Annotated in this window: 14 protein-coding genes; 13 read left to right on the forward strand and 1 reads right to left on the reverse strand. The window is 45.0% G+C overall.

The genetic code is table 11. The features are described from left to right. Positions 1–95: 95 nt before the first annotated feature. The 7 genes from AC2TDN_RS00250 (at position 96) to AC2TDN_RS00280 (ending at position 9,694) form a co-directional block, all read left to right on the forward strand. The gene (locus tag AC2TDN_RS00250) at positions 96–1,118 is read left to right on the forward strand and encodes a hypothetical protein (RefSeq protein ID WP_484686630.1); all 1,023 of its coding nucleotides are present in this window, start codon (positions 96–98) and stop codon (positions 1,116–1,118) included. Continuing rightward, positions 1,115–2,203, forward strand: a complete 1,089-nt coding sequence (locus AC2TDN_RS00255; RefSeq protein WP_482065276.1) for an ABC transporter permease — start codon at positions 1,115–1,117, stop codon at positions 2,201–2,203. Before AC2TDN_RS00250 ends, AC2TDN_RS00255 begins: the two co-directional genes overlap by 4 nt. Next, positions 2,203–2,889, forward strand: a complete 687-nt coding sequence (locus tag AC2TDN_RS00260) for an ABC transporter ATP-binding protein (protein ID WP_484686631.1) — start codon at positions 2,203–2,205, stop codon at positions 2,887–2,889. Before AC2TDN_RS00255 ends, AC2TDN_RS00260 begins: the two co-directional genes overlap by 1 nt. A 649-nt stretch (positions 2,890–3,538) precedes the next feature. Next, positions 3,539–4,801, forward strand: coding sequence for an Nramp family divalent metal transporter (locus AC2TDN_RS00265; protein WP_484686632.1), 1,263 nt, complete (start codon positions 3,539–3,541; stop codon positions 4,799–4,801). A gap of 206 nt (positions 4,802–5,007) precedes the next feature. Continuing rightward, positions 5,008–6,060: a type I glyceraldehyde-3-phosphate dehydrogenase gene (gap, locus tag AC2TDN_RS00270; RefSeq protein WP_484686633.1), complete on the forward strand. Its 1,053-nt coding sequence runs from the start codon at positions 5,008–5,010 to the stop codon at positions 6,058–6,060. Next, complete coding sequence (gene ppdK, locus AC2TDN_RS00275) at positions 6,036–8,855, forward strand: pyruvate, phosphate dikinase (protein WP_484686634.1); 2,820 nt, start codon at positions 6,036–6,038, stop codon at positions 8,853–8,855. Before gap ends, ppdK begins: the two co-directional genes overlap by 25 nt. Before the next feature lie 41 nt (positions 8,856–8,896). Further along, positions 8,897–9,694, forward strand: a complete 798-nt coding sequence (locus AC2TDN_RS00280; RefSeq protein ID WP_484686635.1) for a pyruvate, water dikinase regulatory protein — start codon at positions 8,897–8,899, stop codon at positions 9,692–9,694. On the opposite strand, the gene AC2TDN_RS00285 is transcribed toward AC2TDN_RS00280, so the two are convergent. Next, positions 9,691–10,548, reverse strand: a complete 858-nt coding sequence (locus tag AC2TDN_RS00285; protein WP_484686636.1) for a helix-turn-helix domain-containing protein — start codon at positions 10,546–10,548, stop codon at positions 9,691–9,693. The genes AC2TDN_RS00280 and AC2TDN_RS00285 overlap by 4 nt on opposite strands. A 198-nt stretch (positions 10,549–10,746) precedes the next feature. On the opposite strand from AC2TDN_RS00285, the gene AC2TDN_RS00290 reads away from it, so the two are divergent. The 6 genes from AC2TDN_RS00290 (at position 10,747) to AC2TDN_RS00315 (ending at position 18,202) form a co-directional block, all read left to right on the forward strand. After that, positions 10,747–12,528 (forward strand): glycoside hydrolase family 36 protein, encoded by a 1,782-nt coding sequence (locus AC2TDN_RS00290; protein WP_482065269.1) that lies wholly within the window; start codon positions 10,747–10,749, stop codon positions 12,526–12,528. A gap of 306 nt (positions 12,529–12,834) precedes the next feature. Further along, positions 12,835–13,893 (forward strand): M42 family metallopeptidase, encoded by a 1,059-nt coding sequence (locus AC2TDN_RS00295; RefSeq protein ID WP_484686637.1) that lies wholly within the window; start codon positions 12,835–12,837, stop codon positions 13,891–13,893. 105 nt (positions 13,894–13,998) lie between these two features. After that, complete coding sequence (locus AC2TDN_RS00300; protein ID WP_484686638.1) at positions 13,999–14,622, forward strand: bifunctional transcriptional activator/DNA repair enzyme AdaA; 624 nt, start codon at positions 13,999–14,001, stop codon at positions 14,620–14,622. Beyond that, entirely contained in the window at positions 14,603–15,124 is a 522-nt protein-coding gene (locus AC2TDN_RS00305; protein ID WP_484686639.1) for a methylated-DNA--[protein]-cysteine S-methyltransferase, read from the forward strand. The genes AC2TDN_RS00300 and AC2TDN_RS00305 overlap by 20 nt, the downstream gene beginning before the upstream one ends. After that, complete coding sequence (locus AC2TDN_RS00310; protein WP_484686640.1) at positions 15,121–15,939, forward strand: radical SAM protein; 819 nt, start codon at positions 15,121–15,123, stop codon at positions 15,937–15,939. Before AC2TDN_RS00305 ends, AC2TDN_RS00310 begins: the two co-directional genes overlap by 4 nt. Before the next feature lie 1,978 nt (positions 15,940–17,917). After that, complete coding sequence (locus AC2TDN_RS00315) at positions 17,918–18,202, forward strand: hypothetical protein (RefSeq protein WP_482065264.1); 285 nt, start codon at positions 17,918–17,920, stop codon at positions 18,200–18,202. The last annotated feature ends 92 nt before the right edge of the window (positions 18,203–18,294 follow it).

The following is an 18,294-nucleotide window of genomic DNA, read 5'->3' on the forward strand; positions in this document are numbered from 1 at the left end:
AGGCAGAGTCGTATTTTATGAAGAAGATATATATTACGGGATCCGATTTAATTTATCTATATAAAGCGCGCAAACATAATGAAGAGGATGATTAAATGAAAAGGCTGGATGCTTTACTAATAGTGCTTAGTGCGATTAGCACGGCTGCAGTTTCCATTTTCATCGTTTACAGTTTGATTCAGATTGGACTCCTTACAGCATCGCCGTTTCAGATGGGATCTGCCTATACGGAACTGAGAGTAACCAATCCATACTCTACAAGTACGAAAGAAAATCAAATAATCTTGTCTCAAATTGAAAAAATCATGGAGAAACACAAGATTACTCTAGTTGTGAATAATATCGACTCCCTTGGATTAGGCATTTACGATCCAAAAGAGTTATTCAATAAATATATTTTAACGGATGGGCACCGCTTGAATTCAAACGATTTCATCCAACATCATAATTATATAGTCGCAAAGAAAAATTCTTACGTTCACGAGTCCAGTGTTAGAAACGACGGAATATATGAGATCAAGGGACAAGCCTATCAAGTGATGGGAGTCTATGATTCGAAGCATCCATTCTATACAGACAAAACGGAATATGCGCTGCATTTTTCTGAGTTGTCCGATGTTAGAGGTTCCTATTATATGGATACGTATGATGAGGGAGTTATACAAGAACTGATTGGATTGTTAACGAAGAATCAATATATTGTGGATAAGAGAGTCGCTAATTCCGCGGGCTCTTCCAGCCATATTTTGCTGCAGCTTATGAATAATAAAATGTATTTGACGACAGCTATTGGATTGCTAATGATTTATGCTAACTACTACTTGTATTATCGAGTCAACTTGTTAAAATCCAAGAAAATTTTCGGTATTCATTTGAGGTTCGGAGCTACCCGCTTAAAATTGATGAGAAAGCTTCTAAAAGACTCATATGTCAATTTTATAATCGGTTCTTTAGCAGGCTCTTCTGCTTATTTATTTTTCTATCGCTTTGGGAAGTTGGATTTTTCGATATTAACTTTACTTTTGATTGTTGGATTAAACCTGTTCTTTAGTTTTATTGCTTATGTATTCGCGTTTTATAGTCAGAAAATAAGATCGAACGACGGAGCTCTATTATGAAGAATATATGGTATTTTGCTGCTAAAAATATATATCGGAATGCGTTCTCCATTATTTTGTTCATTGGTCAATTAACGATTTTCACTTTCTTTATTTTCATTTGTTCAACGCAACTGATGACCATTCTTAATTATGGCAAACAAATAAATCAACTTCGCGACTATAACCCTGTTTACTTTAATTCTTATTATGGTACAGAAGGAATGAAGTACACGGAAGGTATGATTGAGAAGATGACAAACATTTTAGATAAAGAGAACAGCGGGTATTCCTTCGTAGATAATGTTCGTATAGAAGCTTTTCCTAATATAAATGTCATAGTGGGTTTGGGGAGATTTGATGAAGTATTTGGTCTTGGAAAATATGATGGCACCACCGTGCTTATTGGTTCGAAAGTAAATGCCTTAAAGCTGGGAGATAACATATCTTTCGGAGTAAATAATGAGGAGCAATTGGAAATTGACAATAAGCTCAATGAAAACAGTGCCTATTTGAGGAAACAAACTTCCGTCGATTTGGATGAGAGCATTATCATTCTCACCTCGTTTAAAAAATTAAACGAGTATTATAATAGCATGTACCTAGAATCCATTATAACGAATACGGCATTAATCAATCCGATAGATGAAGAAATTGATGATTATATACAAACGATGACACAAAGCCAATCCTTAAATTTTAGCCCTGTTCGATTTAATAGTACTGCTCCTCAAATTTTTCATGAAAGTCTGTTAAGCGGTTTGTTTTTTATATTTTTCTTCTCGGCAGCCATTTTGTTTACATTGGCAGGTATAATTGCTAGTTTACTCCTTCTCATCGAACGAAATTTACGTGAATATGCCGTTCACCGTTTATATGGAGCTACTATAGGCCAGTTATATGCTCAAATTATTATATATGTCCTCTCTATTATTGCAGTACCTATGATTATTACAGCATATGCATCTCAATTTGCTTCGCCCGTGAAAATTCCTCTCATCTTTCATGTGTTGCTGGGAGTCATAATCGTTGCAATTCTATCCTATGTCCCGCTTGCTAGGTTGAAAAAGTATGATATGACATTTTTCTTAAGGAGAAACGAATAATGATCCCTGTACTGGAGTCCATGAATTTAAAGAAAGAATATTTCAGCGGGAAAAATAAGACGATAGCCGTACAAGACGTTACCTTGACTATTAACAAGTGCGAGCAGATTGCCATTACGGGACCATCGGGATGTGGAAAAACAACATTGCTTAATATGCTTGGCATGATCGTGGTCCCTACATCAGGTCAAATCGTAATCAATGGTCAAGATACGAAGCTGCTCAAAGAGAAACAACGGGCGATTTGCCGAAATAGAACGTTTGGATACATTGTACAGGACTTCGCCCTTGTTGAGGAGGATACCGCCTTCCAAAACATTGAGATTCCTCTAATCTACTCCTCGGATCGAAAGAATAAAAGTACGCGAAAAAGAATGGTTGCAGACGCTTTGGAGCTTGTGGGCTTATCTGGAAAAATGAATGAGAAAGTAAAAAACTTATCGGGCGGACAAAGGCAAAGAGTGGCAATCGCAAGAGCTATTGTCAATGATCCGCAAATTATTTTAGCAGATGAACCAACCGGAGCATTAGATTCACAGTCTGGCATGCAGATCATCGAGCTCTTGCGTTCGTTAGTTGCAAGCGGAAAAACGTTAATTATCATTACACATGATGAGTCGTTAGCCCAAAAATGTGACAGACAAATTAAAATGCTGGATGGTTTAATTATTGATATTCGCGAATAAGTTTATCGTTTCTTCACTCCTGCATCTTCGAAAGGAATTAGCTCTTGTTGCAGCATTAAAATAGGATGGAAAATTGGAGAGTTAAAGTAACCTTCATCATTTTACACATTATATGGACTCAACTGCGAAAGCTCACGGTAAGCATGCTTAACAGGAAAAACTCCAGCTAATTTATTGATTTTCGGGAGAAATTCGAGTTTAGAAGGATTTTCTCCCGTTAATTTTCTGCTTTTTATCTCAATGGGATAAAAGCGTTAACTTTAGCGGGAGAATTTCCAGTTAATTGCTTTATTTACCGCCACTAGAGGAAATTTAGATGGACTTTTTCCTGTTATTTCTGTTCACTGTTCAACTGCAAGGGTATGGAGACGTTGGTGTAAGTGGTCAGAAATTTCGTAGACTGAATTTCAAAACGAAACGAGCTTTAGAAGCGATTCTAAAGACTCGTTTTTTTGTTCTATTGTAGTCTATTGCCTAAAAATTATGCTTTGTACCACTGGAATTAGGAAACAATAAACGTTACCTGCTTCAAGTTGCTAATTTGTCGATGCCCACCTATAATTTTACCAAAGGAAACATTTTGTCATTGATCAAAGAAATATTGCCTGGTGCAATGGTTGAAGCATAAATGGGAATGGAGCTGTTCTGATTGGACGAAGCAACAAAAGAACATGCAGCCAATGAGCTGTTATCAGGACGTACGAAAGGCTTAAAGAAGCTGCCGTTCATAGGCCCAGCCTTTATAGCTGGCGTAGCATATATTGATCCTGGCAATTTTGCCACAAATATCGCTGCCGGCTCGCAATATGGCTATATGCTGCTTTGGGTAGTGCTTGTCTCGAATGTAATGGCCATTCTTATTCAAGCTTTATCGGCAAAATTAGGCATTGCTACGGGAAAAAATCTGCCTGAGGTGTCTCGGGAGAACTTTCCTAAACCAGTCTCGTTTGGACTTTGGATACAAGGGGAGCTAGTCGTCATTGCGACAGACCTTGCCGAATTTATTGGAGCGGCATTAGGCTTATATTTATTGTTCGGTATTCCATTATTGCCGTCTGCGATCATTGCAGGCATTGGCTCCTTTGCGATTCTTGAACTGCAGCGGAGAGGGTTCCGTTCATTAGAGGCCGGAATAATGGGTATGGTATTTATAGTAGTATTAGCATTTGGCCTCCAGGTCTTATACTCACAGCCTAATACGGGAGACATCCTAAATGGACTTTTTACTCCGCAATTTAATGGTGTAGACAGCGTGATGCTGGCAGCGGGGATTTTAGGTGCGACGGTTATGCCTCATGCCATTTATCTTCACTCCGCCTTGACTCAAAAAAGGATCGTAGGAAGAACGGAAGGTGAACGAAAACGGATATTTCGTTTTGAATTTATTGATATTTTAATTGCCATGGTTATAGCAGGTGTGGTTAATGCGAGCATGCTCATTGTAGCGGCAGCTTTATTTTTTAAAAACGGATTAAATGTTCAGGATTTGGATGTAGCTTTTGAGCAATTTGGCGAATTAGTCGGTCCTTTCTCAGCGATTTTATTTGGCGTTGGTTTATTGGCATCAGGATTGGCTAGCTCAGCAGTGGGCACTATGTCCGGGGATATTATTATGCAAGGATTTATTAAACGGCGAATCCCGCTGTATTTAAGAAGATTTATTACAGTTATTCCGCCTATCGTCATTATTGCAATCGGGGTCAATCCGACAACAGCACTCGTTATTAGTCAAATCATATTGTCATTTGGGATTCCATTTGCTTTAATTCCGCTCATTATTTTTACAAGCAGCAAAAAAATTATGGGCAGTCTTGCTAATCATAAAATAACAAATATACTGGCTTGGGCGATAGCACTCGTTATCATTTCGTTAAATATCTTTCTCCTGTTCCAAACGTTAACTCATTTTTAGAAATTAATTTCATGAAGGCTGCCGAAGCAATCGGCGGCTTTTTTTGCGTTTTACGGGCAATCCGGCTGCTATTTGTTACCATTGACTATTTAAATGTTGGTTAATTATCTAATTATGTTGCATATTAAACATGTACATTTTGATTAATGTGTCATATTATATTAATTAGGATGTACTATATAAAAATGCGATAAGGGGCTGAAGGAATGGAAGTTGGAATTGGCATAAGTGGTTTGGGAAGAATCGGAAGATTGCTTATAAGAAGAGCGTTTTCGGATAAATATAACGATATGCAGATCAAAGCGCTCAATTCTCCCCATTCTGTAGACACGATAGCCCATTTATTAAAATATGATACGGTACACGGAACTTGGCATGCAGACATTTCAACAGAAGATGGAAAGCTAATAATAAACGGAAGAGCACTTCATTATTTTATGGAGAGAGACCCGTCTCGGCTGCCATGGAAAGAGGCCGGCGTCGATATCGTTATTGATGCTACAGGTAAATTCACTGACCGTATGGGGGCCGAGAAGCATCTTGCAGCCGGGGCACATAGCGTTATTATCACTTCACCAGGCAAAGATGCTGATCTGACCGTGGTGATGGGTGTCAATGAGGAAAGCTACGAACCGAATGAGCATCATATTTTATCCGCAGCATCTTGTACGACGAATTGTGTCGCTCCCATTCTTAAATTGCTTGATGATGCCTTTGAGGTCAAGAGCGGTTGGATGACAACGATCCATTCCTTTACCAGTGACCAGAACCACTTGGATAACCCGCATAAGGATTTGCGTCGTGCGAGAGCATGTACACAATCTATTATTCCAACGACTACAGGAGTAGGCAAAGCTTTAATTGACGTGCTGCCGCATTTAGCTCCGCATATCCAAGGCTTGTCGATCCGTGTTCCAACAGCAAATGTTTCTCTAATTGACTTGACTGTCCAGCTTGGAAGCTATACGACGCTTGTTGAGGCTAAGCGGAAAATTCGTTCCATGATTTCAGGAGGATTGGCTCCTTATGTTGATATGCAAGATGTTCCGCTTGTCTCGTCTGACTATATCGGAAATGATTGTTCAGCGGTTGTTGATGGGTCGTCTCTAATGGTTGCCGGCGATCAATTAAAAATATTGGCATGGTATGACAACGAATGGGCTTACTCCTGCAGGGTAATCGATTTAGCGGCTATGGTTGTTCAAAAAACTCAATTTATGGGAGGCATGAAGCAATGCAATCAAGCAGCAGCGAAGTGAAATTGGGAAGTATCGTATGTCAGTACTGTGGGGAATTAATTGATACCGTAGATACGAATAGGGTGAAAATCCTATATGGAGTCTGCGGACTCAGCACATGCTCGGTGAACCCTATTAAAGGAAAGGATCAGCCCCATCCTCCGCAGGACGATCAACAAAAGAGAGTTCGCCATTTTCAAGAGGGACATGCTGGAATGAAAACATTGCTTGGCGGAAAAGGTGCCAATCTTGCAGAAATGACCAATGCGGGACTGCCTGTTCCTCCTGGCTTTACGATCACTACAGATGCTTGCCGGGAGTACTATAGTGCTGGCGGCAAGCTGCCGGAAGGCTTGTTCGATGAGATCCGCAGTGCTTTAGTGCAGGTGGAATTAACGAAAAATCAGCAATTTGGCGACAATGGCAATCCGTTGCTTGTGTCTGTCCGTTCGGGCTCGGTTAATTCGATGCCAGGCATGATGGATACGATATTGAATCTGGGCTTGAACGACAATACCGTAAAGGGTCTTGCAAGCCATACAGGAAATCCCCGTTTCGCTTATGACTGCTACAGAAGATTGATCCAAATGTTCGGAAATGTGGTATTCGATATAGAAGGAATCCACTTCGAGACGCTGCTGCACCATAAGAAAAAAGAGCTGGATGTAATGGAGGATAAAGATGTTCCAGTAGAAGCTTGGATCGAAATCATCGAGAAATATAAGGGTGTAATCGAATGGCGAGCGAATGTTCACTTTCCTCAAGATGTGTTCGAACAGCTGCATCTTGCAGTAGAAGCTGTATTCCGCTCTTGGAACAACCATAGGGCAAACGTATACAGAAAGGCTTATAACATACCTGATAGTCAAGGGACAGCGGTTAATATCCAATCGATGGTATTCGGGAATATGGGCGATGATTGCGGAACCGGTGTCCTATTCACACGCAATCCATCTACGGGAGAGAAGGTATTATACGGTGAATATTTGATCAATGCCCAAGGGGAGGATGTCGTAGCCGGGATAAGAACGCCTTTGCCGATCATTAAGCTGAGTCAGGAAATGCCTGAAATTTATAAGCAGCTTGTACAAACTGCTGCCAAGCTTGAAGCACATTATAAAGATATGCAGGACATTGAATTTACTGTAGAGAAAGGAAAACTCTTCATTCTTCAAACGAGAAATGGCAAGAGAACGGCGCAAGCAGCAGTAAAGCTTGCAGTCCACTTTGTTCATGAAGGGATATTGACCAAAGAAGAAGCGATGCTTCGGATTGATGTTGAACATCTTAATCAGCTTCTTCATAGAGCCATTGACGAGGACGAGAAGCTGCAGGTATTGGCAGTGGGATTGCCTGCCTCGCCCGGCGCAGCTACAGGACAAGTCGTATTTGATGCCGACAAAGCCGAGGAATGGAGCCGCTCCGGCAAGCGCGTCGTGCTTGTCAGCTCTGAAACAAGCCCCGAGGATATCCATGGTGTCATCGCTGCCGAAGGTGTCCTTACCAGTCGCGGAGGCATGACTAGCCATGCGGCAGTAGTCGCGCGAGGAATGGGCAAGCCATGCGTATGCGGCTGCGAGGAGGTTCGCATTGATACAGGAGAAGGACAGTTCATCGCAGGCGATGTTAAGGTTCGCGAAGGAGATTGGATCACGCTGGACGGCTCGACTGGACGCGTCATTGCAGGCACTGTCACGCTGAAGGAACCGGAAATGAGTGATGAGCTTGGCCAGCTGCTGAAGTGGGCGGATGATATTCGAGCACTAAAGATACGGACGAACGCCGACTCGCCAGAGGATGCGGCTAAAGCAAGGTCGTTTGGGGCGGAAGGAATAGGGCTCTGCCGCACGGAGCATATGTTTATGTCGGCTAGCAGGCTGCCGGTCGTACAGGAAATGATACTTGCTGATAACTCCTATGATCGCAAGGCTGCTTTGGATCAATTGCTTCCTATGCAGCAAGATGATTTTGAAGGTATTTTTTCCGCAATGGAAGGCTTGCCTGTTACGATTCGTTTGCTTGATCCGCCGCTCCATGAGTTTCTGCCCAATATGGAGGAGCTGCTGCTTCGGCAGGAACGGATGAAAAAGGATGCGGAAACCGTTGATGATCGCAGCGCGCTCGACCAGCTCATAAGAAAGGTCCGGAATTTACAAGAAATGAATCCGATGCTGGGGTGGAGGGGATGCCGGCTGGGCATTCTGATTCCAGAAATTTATCAGATGCAAGTTATCGCTATTTTCCGCGCTGTGTTGGCACTGCAGGTGAAGGGGATTCAGGTTGTTCCAGAAATCATGATCCCGCTCGTTGGTCATGTCAATGAGTTGAAAGCTATGCGAGAATTGGTGGATCGTACTGCCGAAGAAGTGTTGGGCGTATTAAAGAAGCAGGTTCCTTATCAGTTAGGAACGATGATCGAGGTGCCAAGAGCCGCTCTAACCGCAGGCCAAATTGCGGAATATGCAGACTTCTTTTCCTTCGGAACAAACGATCTGACGCAAATGACGTTTGGCTACAGCCGAGATGATGCGGAAGGGAAATTTCTCACTCATTATGTGGAGCATAATATTTTGCCTCAAAATCCGTTCCAGGTGTTAGACACGGAAGGAGTAGGCTTATTGATCGAATGGGCAGTCGAGAGCGGCCGCTCCAAAAAGCCAGGCCTTAAGACAGGTATTTGCGGCGAACATGGCGGAGAAAAAGAATCGATCTTCTTCTGCCACCAAACCGGCTTGGATTATGTCAGCTGCTCGCCGTTCCGTCTTCCTTTGGCAAGAATTGCAGCTGCACAAGCACAGCTCATTCACCGCAGGTAACGAGTTCGCATCGCATTCTGTAGAATCGGAGGGAAATCTGAATGACTGAACAGCAGCATTTGTATATTTGCTCTGATTCCATTGGCGGAACGGCAGAGTCGGTAGCGCAGGCAACCATTCGCCAGTTCAACGCCGATCAGGTAAAGATCAGGCGGTACGGACATATCCGGCATGAAGAAGAAATTAAAATCATGATGGAAGAAGCTGCTTCGACAGGAGGCTTTGTCGCTTACACGCTAGTACAGCCGGAATTGCGTGAGATGATCAAAGCCGAATCCATTCGTTTGGGCGTAAGGGCAGTAGACATTATGTGGCCGATGATGCAGGCATTCATAGATACTTATGGAGATGCTCCTAAGCAGCAGCCAGGTCTTCTGCATGAAATGGATGCCGCTTATTTTCGCCGTGTTGAAGCCATTGAATTTGCTGTAAAATATGACGACGGCCGTGACGCCAGAGGGATGCTGCAAGCGGATGTTGTATTGATCGGCATCTCGCGAACCTCGAAGACGCCGCTCAGCATTTTTCTTGCCCATAAGGGCATTAAAGTGGCCAACTTTCCTGTTATGCCAGAGGTCAAGCCTCCGGCGGAGCTATTCAAAATTCCGAGCCATCGCATTATCGGACTAACGATTGATGCCGAAAATATACTCAAAATACGTACAGAACGACTTAAAGCACTTGGGCTGCCTGATGGCTCCAGATATGCGAATATACTGCGAATTGTAGAAGAGCTTGAATATGCGCATAATTTGATGAAGCAGCTAGGATGTACGGTCATTAACGTTACCAATAAGGCCATTGAAGAAACGGCAGACCATATTATGGAATATATTTAATTTGATAGCGAAGATGTACCGCGCTTGCGGAATGCAGTGGGCGAGAGTCCCAACCGACGGATAAAAGCTTTGCCAAAATAGGCTGCATCTTCGAAGCCGACGCTGCTTGCAATTAATTGCACGGGCAGGCTCGTCTGGCTCAGCATGAGGCAAGCTTTTTCCATCCGGTAGCGGATTAGAAATTCATGGGGAGACACGCCCATCTGGACATGGAACAGCTTGGTGAAATAAGAACGGTCCAAATCGACATGCCTGGCAACGACTGAGATGGAAATGCGCTTATGGTAATGCTCTTCTATAAATTTCACCGCTTGCGCGACATACAGCTCGTTGCAATTTCGCCCTCCGCTGCGAACAGGTTGTTGTAATTCCGTCTGCCTGCTCAGGAAGGTGGAGAAAATTTGCAGCAATAGGCCATAGCAGTAGGTTTCGGATGCCAGATCGTTGACTGCAGAATGATGGAGCAGCTCTGCCAGCAATTTCTCTGCTCGCTCAGGCTCGAGATGCGAATGGGTGGGAGATTGGACGGTTACTCCTGCTGAAAGGAACAGCTTGGCGGCAAGCTGCCCATCAATTCCGACCCAATAATAAGTCCATGGATCCGCTTCGCTTGCACGATAGGAAGCAGGCTGATTGGGATACATGCAGAAGCTGTCTCCTGCTTTCAGCTTATAATCGCAGCCTTCCATTGTGAAGACGCCGGAGCCTTTTACGATAAAATGCAGCAAATAATGATCGCGCATGACCGGACCATTCTGATGGGAGGGCATACAATGCTCCAGCCCGCAATAGTGCAGACGAATATCTGTGTCCAAGCGACCGATTAGAAAATGTTCCGTAAATTGATTTTCCAACCTGAATCCCTCTTTTCGTTAGCTGTCTATAACTAAGGATAGCACAAAGTTACTAGTAAATTAAGCATTAAAACAATGTTTCCATTAAAATCATGACACAAAATAACTACTATTAAACACAAATCTCTCTATAGCCTCAACTCGTGCAGGAGATATAATAATCTCAAAAACAGATGAAGCTTAGGGAGGCAGTTCAGCATGCAGCTTACCGCTAATGGGTTATATGAATATAAGCTGGAAAGCGTGGAATCCGGATTCCGCGCAGAGCTTTCGGTCGAACGTGAATCCGAAGGAATTGATATCGTTCGTATAAAGATTGCAGCAGATTCTCCGGCAGTACCGCCAACGTTCAAGCTGAAATGGAGCCACCCCGTTATCGACGTGCAGGGCATGTGGCATCCAACGGCTTTATATCACAGATGGATTCGGGCAGACTGGTATCCGCTGCTGGATTCAAAGTCGACGAATTCCGCTCCAGTTGTAAGTCTATTTAGCGGTCAGGGGACGAACAAGCTGACATTCGCTTTTTCCGATGTGCTGAACGTTATCAAGTACGATGCAGGCCTCCACGAGGAGACCTCTCATTTTAACTGTGTCATTGCTATGTTCGACACGCCAACGCCAGAGCTTGCCTCCTATGAAGCAGAGCTTCGGATCGACACGCGCGAAATTCCGTATTTTAAATCTCTGGACGATGTGAGTCATTGGTGGAGCGAATACAAGACGAATACGCCTTCAAGCGTGCCTGCTGAAGCGCTGGAGCCTATGTATTCAACGTGGTACAGCTTCCATCAGGAGCTCACGCCGGAAGGAATCGAGGAGCAGTGCCGCCTTGCGCTTGAAATCGGCTGTAAATCGGTCATCGTTGACGACGGCTGGCAAACGGCGGACAATGCCAGAGGCTACGCTTTTTGTGGGGATTGGCAGGTTTGCGAGGAGAAAATGATCGACATGAAGGCGCATGTTGGACGCGTTCATGCAATGGGCTTGAAATATTTGCTCTGGTATTCGGTTCCGTTCATTGGGAAGAACAGCGAAGCATGGATTCGATTCCAAAATAAGCTGCTCTACAAAATGGATAGCATGGGTGCTGGCGTCATCGATCCACGATATCCCGAGGTGCGCGAATATTTGATCGGCATCTACGAGAAGGCGTTGCTGGATTGGGACTTAGACGGCTTTAAGCTTGATTTTGTTGATGTATTCCAGCAGCAGGAGCAGGAAGATGAAAACTCCGATCCGGGACGCGATATCGCCTCGGTGCCGCAAGCGGTGGACGTATTGCTGAGCGATGTGATGGCTCGTCTACGCGCAATAAAGCCAGACATTATGATCGAATTCCGCCAGCCGTATATCAGCCCGCTTATGCGGAAATACGGCAACCTGTTCCGAGCGGGGGATTGTCCAAACGATGCGGTGCAAAACCGTATTCGCACGCTCGACATCAGGCTGCTGTGTGGAAATACGGCAGCGCATGCCGACATGATCATGTGGAATCCGGACGAGCCGGTTGACAGCGCGGCGCTTCAATTAATCAACATTCTGTTCGCGGTACCGCAAATTTCCGTCCGGCTGGAGACGCTGCCTCAGAAGCATCTGGATATGCTGACCTTCTGGCTATCCTTCTGGCGCGAGAACCGTGATGTGTTAATGCATGGACAATTGGAGCCCCAGCGTCCAGAGCTGCTCTTCCCGCTTGTGACCGCACGAAATAACGAGGTTTCGATTACAGCCGTTTATAACGATTCCGTTGTTTCATTAGCAGATACGGACACTCAAAAAATAATCATCGTAAACGGGACGCGCGGAGATCGGTTGATTGTAGAGGCGGTTAAGGCTTTAGGGGCGAGAGAGGTTCAGGTTCTCGATTGCATGGGCCTAGAAGTCAGCAAATTTGAGATAGATGGCGAGCAAGGCTTGCTGTCGCTCAGCGTTCCTCCTTCTGGACTGGTTATTCTTCTGTCTGCCAACTCCAAATAAGCAAATATTGCGGACTGTTCCAAAGGTAGAAAATTCTACTTTTCGGAACAGTCTTATTTTATTTAGAGGTTGCCGTAAGAGGGCGTTTTGGAGGTGTCGTCGTTGGAGACGTGTCTTTATCGGCCATTACATGGATCGGAGCGCTTGGCGTTGCTCTCGCCATTGTCATGACTTTGGTGTTATCGCGAATAGGGTTGCGCTCCAGGCAGTTTGATCCTGACATTCAATCGGGTAAAATGGACATACAAGCAGAATGAACGCTCTTTAGTCCATTCAGCAATTCCTATCCATAAGGAGATTCCATTTATGAATACACCACTCGCACCACAGCTAGACCGCCAATATATCGTCAATCAGCTAGAAGCTTTGCTAAACATACCGAGTCCGAGCGGATACTGCATGGACATTATCAAGCATGTGAAGGCTGAGACAGAAAGGCTCGGCTATAAGCTTGCGATAACGCCAAAGGGGAACGGGATGATTACGATTCCAGGCGAAAATGCCGACCATGTAATCGGCATCACCGCGCATCTGGATACGCTAGGAGCGATGGTTCGTTCGATTAAGCCTAACGGCATGCTGCGAATGACGCCGATCGGCGGTTATGCGATGCAAACAGTCGAAGGCGAATATGCGGTCATTCATACGCGCGACGGCCGAAAATATGAAGGAACCGTGCTGTCTACCAAAGCCTCCGTGCATGTATACTCCGATGCCCGGGACTTTAAGCGCGAGGAAGCGAATATGGAGGTTCGCATTGACGAGCTGGTCAAAACAAAGGAGGATACAGAGAAGCTAGGCATATCCGTTGGCGACTTCATATCATGGGAGCCTAGAGTACGAGTATTGCCAAGCGGCTTTATTAAATCGCGGCATCTGGACGATAAAGCTAGCGTAGCGGCTTTGCTCGGCTTCATGGAGTGGTTGAAGCGGGAAGGAAGGACGCCGTCCCATACGCTGAAGCTTATTTTATCAACCTATGAAGAGGTCGGGCACGGAAGCTCCTACATACCGGCGGATATTACCGAAATGATTGCCGTCGATATGGGAGCGCTCGGGGATGATCTTTCAGCAACGGAAATGGATGTGTCTATTTGTGCCAAGGATTCGACCGGACCTTATGATTATGCAATGACCTCCCGGCTGATTGAACTCGCAAAACGCGAGAAGCTGGCTTACGCCGTTGATATTTATCCGCATTACGGCTCCGACGCATCAGCGGCGCTGCGCGGCGGCAGCAATATTCGTGCAGCTTTGATCGGGCCAGGGGTTCAAGCTTCGCATGGAATGGAACGGACGCATGTAGATGCTATCGTTAATACAGCGGCTTTGCTTTTAGCCTATGTAATGGAATCGAATCAATAAACGATATCGCACCATAAACCGATTTCAATATCTTGCTTTTACATTCCAATAAGCGTACATCACACCACTTACGAGGGTATACTTTGATGTATGGAGGTGGAAGGAATGAAGGCTGAGGAACAAATGTCGGATGAGAAGTGGCAAGCGATTTTAAGCAATGATGCTTCTTATGACGGCAGGTTTATATATGCGGTAAAGACGACCGGTATTTTTTGCAGGCCATCCTGCAAGTCCAAAGCGCCGAATAAGGAAAACGTCCGGTTATTTGAAAATGCGGAGCAGGCGCGGTCGGCATATTTTCGCCCATGCAAGCGGTGCAAGCCTACGGGCGAGCGTTTGCCGGATGATGAGTGGGTCGATGTCATCACGCAATATATCGATAGCCATTATAGAGAAGCGTTGACCCTCGAAACGCTGGCAGACATGTGCCACGGAAGCCCTTATCATTTGCAGCGTACCTTTAAGCGAATGAAAGGAATGACGCCCATTGCATATATTCAGCAGACGAGAATGGTTAAAGCTAAGGAGTATCTTGCCCATACGGATCGAGCCGTTTCGGATATTGGTTTGAATGTCGGTATGCCCAATACCTCCTACTTCATAACGCTGTTTAAGAGGAAAATAGGGCGTACGCCGAGTGATTATCGTCATTCCAAACGTCATTCCGAACTTCAAACCAAACAAAATAACGAGATGCCGGAGGTGCCGCATGGTGGCAGAGAAAATTAGTTCGTTCATGTATTGGACATTGCTGGTTCATGGAAAATGGAGCATGTACGTTGCAGCCACGTCAAAGGGGCTATGCTACGTCGGTTCCCAAAATAAGCCGTTCGAGGAGCTGGCCGAATGGGCGCAGGCTAAGTTCCCCGGCAGCAGACTTGTTCAGGATGAAGAGAAGCTGCAGCCGTATGCCGTGCAATTAATCGAGTATCTTGAAGGACAACGCAAAGCGTTTACGGTCCCCTTCGAATTTCGCGGGACATCGTTTCAGATTGCCGTCTGGAAATCGCTTTGCGAGATCCCATATGGACAGACCCAGTCCTATTCGGATATAGCTAATCAGATTCAAAAGCCGGCAGCCTCACGTGCGGTCGGAGCCGCTATAGGGGCAAACCCGGTTTTAATTACGGTGCCGTGTCACCGCGTAATTGGCAAAAACGGCTCCCTCACCGGCTATCGCGGCGGACTGGAGATGAAGACGCAGCTTCTGCAGCTGGAAAGGGAAGCATGAAGACGGCGTTATTTTACAAAAATCCGAAGACGCTTCTCAATAAAGGTACAGGCTTCCTAGAAGACTACACCCATTCGCTCAATCCTTATACGGGCTGTTCGTTTGGCTGCTCGTATTGTTATGTTCGTCAGATGCCGGTATCCACGTTCCGTCAGGAGGAGTGGGGCACATGGGTAGACGTTAAGCTTGAAGCGGCAGCTTTGCTTCGGAAAGAGCTTCGGCGCGCGAAGGGCAAAGGAACGGTTAGTATCTTTATGTCGTCAAGCACGGATCCCTATCAGCCGATTGAACATAAAGAGTTGGTTACGAGATCGCTGCTAGAGGTAATGGTAGAGGACCCGCCGGATTTTTTGTTCGTTCAAACAAGGAGTCCGCTCGTTCGCAGAGATATGGATTTGCTGCTTCAACTGGGAGATAAGGTTCGGGTAAGCATGACGGTGGAGACGGATCTTGAGGATATTCGCAAACATTTTACGCCGGCTGCGCCTCCTATCGCTGCTAGATTAAAGACTCTGCAGCTGTTAGCAGAAGCGGGTGTACCCGTGCAAGCGACCATCGCGCCGATACTGCCAAGCAGCGAGGCTTTTCCGGGAATTTTAAAAGCGCTGGTCAATCGTGTCTGCGTGGACGATTATTTCATGGGTGATGGGAGCGGAGGAAGACGAACGCGAAGTCTGGGCATAGAGCGGCTGTACAAGGAGCTTGGCCTAGAGGAGTGGTATTCGCCTACCGCGTACCGGATGGTTTACGATCGATTCAGTCATGTTTTCTCTGAGAATCAGCTTTATTTGAGCCAGCAGGGGTTTGCGCCCTGATAGGCAGGGGTTAGCCGGAAAGGTCAAGTCATGTAATGACTTGCTCGGCTGGCCTTTTTTTTTGGAGTGATGAGCGATTGTGCTTGTCACTCTAAGCTGTGCAAATGAGCAGCTCACGAGCAGTTGATGAGCAACTCATGAGCAGTTGACGAGCTAGGAGGAGCTTGCGCAATATTAGGCAGGGGTTAGTCGGAAGGGTCATGGAATGTGAAATGACAATGATGACAATGACTTAAAACGGCTAGCCTTTTTCTAGTTGTAGGGCTTTCAAGTGAATTAACTGGATTTTCTCCTGTTAATGTTCATTAAATGGAGCTGGAAATTCGCTTAACTGGAAATACTCCTGTTAATTTAATCCAAAACGCCATTAACGGGTAAAATCGAATGATTTAACGGGAGAAATTCCATCTAATGGTGGAAAAACAGCTTTTATGAGTTAATTAACGGGAGAAATTCCCGTTAAGTATTAAAAAAAGAGGTTCGGGACACGACTGGCGCTGGTTGATCAGTGTTTGCGAAGTGTAGATATGTTGGGTGAGCACGATTGGCGCTAGTTGATCTTTGTATGAGAAGAGTAACTAGTTTGTGGGAGCGTATTAGCGCTCGCAGATTTGTGTCTCTATGTGCAATAGTTTGGGGTAGCGCGGTTGGGGAGCTAGTTGGTCTGTAAGTCGAGAGTAGATTGGTTGGGGGCGCACGATTGGCGCTTGTTGATCTCTGTCTGAGAAGAGTAACTAGGTTGGGGCGCGCATTAGCGCTCGCAGATTTGTGACTCTATGAGCAATAGTTTGGGTTGAGCTCGGTTGGGGAGCTGGTTGATCTGTATGTCGAGAGTAGATTGGTTGGGGGCGCACGATTGGAGCTAGTTGATAAATGTCAGCGGTCAAGTATAGATAGGTTGGTTGAGCGTCATTGGTGTTAGCGGATTTGTGTCCACCAAGCGTAAATAGGTTGCGGGGCGCGACTGGGATTGGTTGAGCTATGTCTGCTAAGGGTAGATAGGTTGGGTGAGCGCAATCGTGTTAGCGGATTTGTGTTCACCAAGCGTAAATAGGTTGCGGAGCGCGATGGGTCTGGTTGAGCTATGTCTGCCAAGGATAGATAGATTGGGTGAGCACATTTCGCTTGTAGATCAGTGTCTGCTAGAGAGGCTGCGAAGCGCGACTTCCCGCGCGCAGTCTCGTTTCTTAGCAACTGAATGCGCTTTCTTTCGTCAAATTCGGCATCAGTAGGACGTAAGGAGAGGAAAGGGAGGTAGTCTTTTTGGAATGAGGAATAATGATAATCTGGTGCAATTTCAGTGCTTTCGAAGCTTTATAATTATCCCGATTCATGGAAGTTAATCCTGAAAGGCTGCTCAACATACTCGGTTAAATGACGAAAAAGTCTACTGAAAACAGTTGAATGTACGTTTATAGCAGTCAAGTCCTGGTATTTTTAAGCAAAAATCTCGATTATGATTTTTTTTTAATGTAAATCTGACTTTATGATGTGAGGAAATGTGCACTTTTATGGGGATTGCGAACAATGTCGAAACTCGTTTTTGTCCTGCTTTGGTAGGATACTAGTCAATAGTCCCCCCTTTAAACGTCAATAAAGCGCATTCATTTGCAAGTTTTTTGCTTTCAAATCAACATGAAAATAGGGAAAAACCTTTGTATTATAGGGGAAAGAAGCGAATGAAGGTTAAGTAAAAATGAGTCTCAAGTTTGATTCTCTCAGAAAATTCATAAAGCGCTTCCAATTGTTAGAATTTTTATTTTTGACACCCAAATAGCACCAGTTTATTTCCAACTATTCTCATCAATTAGGAGTCCGTACTTATGAAAACACGAATGAAAATGAGTACGATTGGCTAATCTACACCATGTCTTTATTCCCTCAAGAATTATTATCATCTGTGTCATACTAGATTGCAGGAAGCGTTCCGCGATTCAAATTAAAGGAACAAGCGAGCTGATGAATGGAGGTTTCAAAGATGAACATTTCAAATCAGGAGCAGAAGCGAGTAAGGCTGAAGCAATTTTTGAAAATACTATCCGAGGATCCTTCTCTATTACAGCAAGACGGGAAAACGGAAGCTAGATCTTTGCCAGAGCTGCTTATGGCCACCGGCTGCCGCTTTCAAAATGAGCCTGTTGATATGGCCGAGCTTTTCTCGCAGCTACTCGGCAAGCTGGGCTTGAAAGCCTGCTCCGCCGAAATGATGGATTACATTATGAATGGCGGAACGGTAGACGATTTTTTGAACACAGCAAAATAATAGGTTCCGTCCTTGTTGTCAGGTATTCATGAAACGGGATACACCTATCCATAAATGACGTCTAAAAGTTCGCGTTTTGAATAATTAAAAAA

The organism is Paenibacillus sp. Y660 (assembly GCF_057221575.1).

What these genes read in the sequence shown, in the direction of transcription:
- AC2TDN_RS00315 (WP_482065264.1), top strand. Translation starts at nt 17,918, where the DNA reads ATGAACATTTCAAATCAGGAGCAGAAGCGAGTAAGGCTGAAGCAATTT.
- AC2TDN_RS00250 (WP_484686630.1), top strand. Translation starts at nt 96, where the DNA reads ATGAAAAGGCTGGATGCTTTACTAATAGTGCTTAGTGCGATTAGCACG.
- gap (WP_484686633.1), top strand. Translation starts at nt 5,008, where the DNA reads ATGGAAGTTGGAATTGGCATAAGTGGTTTGGGAAGAATCGGAAGATTG.
- AC2TDN_RS00255 (WP_482065276.1), top strand. Translation starts at nt 1,115, where the DNA reads ATGAAGAATATATGGTATTTTGCTGCTAAAAATATATATCGGAATGCG.
- ppdK (WP_484686634.1), top strand. Translation starts at nt 6,036, where the DNA reads ATGCAATCAAGCAGCAGCGAAGTGAAATTGGGAAGTATCGTATGTCAG.
- AC2TDN_RS00295 (WP_484686637.1), top strand. Translation starts at nt 12,835, where the DNA reads ATGAATACACCACTCGCACCACAGCTAGACCGCCAATATATCGTCAAT.
- AC2TDN_RS00310 (WP_484686640.1), top strand. Translation starts at nt 15,121, where the DNA reads ATGAAGACGGCGTTATTTTACAAAAATCCGAAGACGCTTCTCAATAAA.
- AC2TDN_RS00305 (WP_484686639.1), top strand. Translation starts at nt 14,603, where the DNA reads ATGGTGGCAGAGAAAATTAGTTCGTTCATGTATTGGACATTGCTGGTT.
- AC2TDN_RS00300 (WP_484686638.1), top strand. Translation starts at nt 13,999, where the DNA reads ATGAAGGCTGAGGAACAAATGTCGGATGAGAAGTGGCAAGCGATTTTA.
- AC2TDN_RS00280 (WP_484686635.1), top strand. Translation starts at nt 8,897, where the DNA reads ATGACTGAACAGCAGCATTTGTATATTTGCTCTGATTCCATTGGCGGA.
- AC2TDN_RS00260 (WP_484686631.1), top strand. Translation starts at nt 2,203, where the DNA reads ATGATCCCTGTACTGGAGTCCATGAATTTAAAGAAAGAATATTTCAGC.
- AC2TDN_RS00290 (WP_482065269.1), top strand. Translation starts at nt 10,747, where the DNA reads ATGCAGCTTACCGCTAATGGGTTATATGAATATAAGCTGGAAAGCGTG.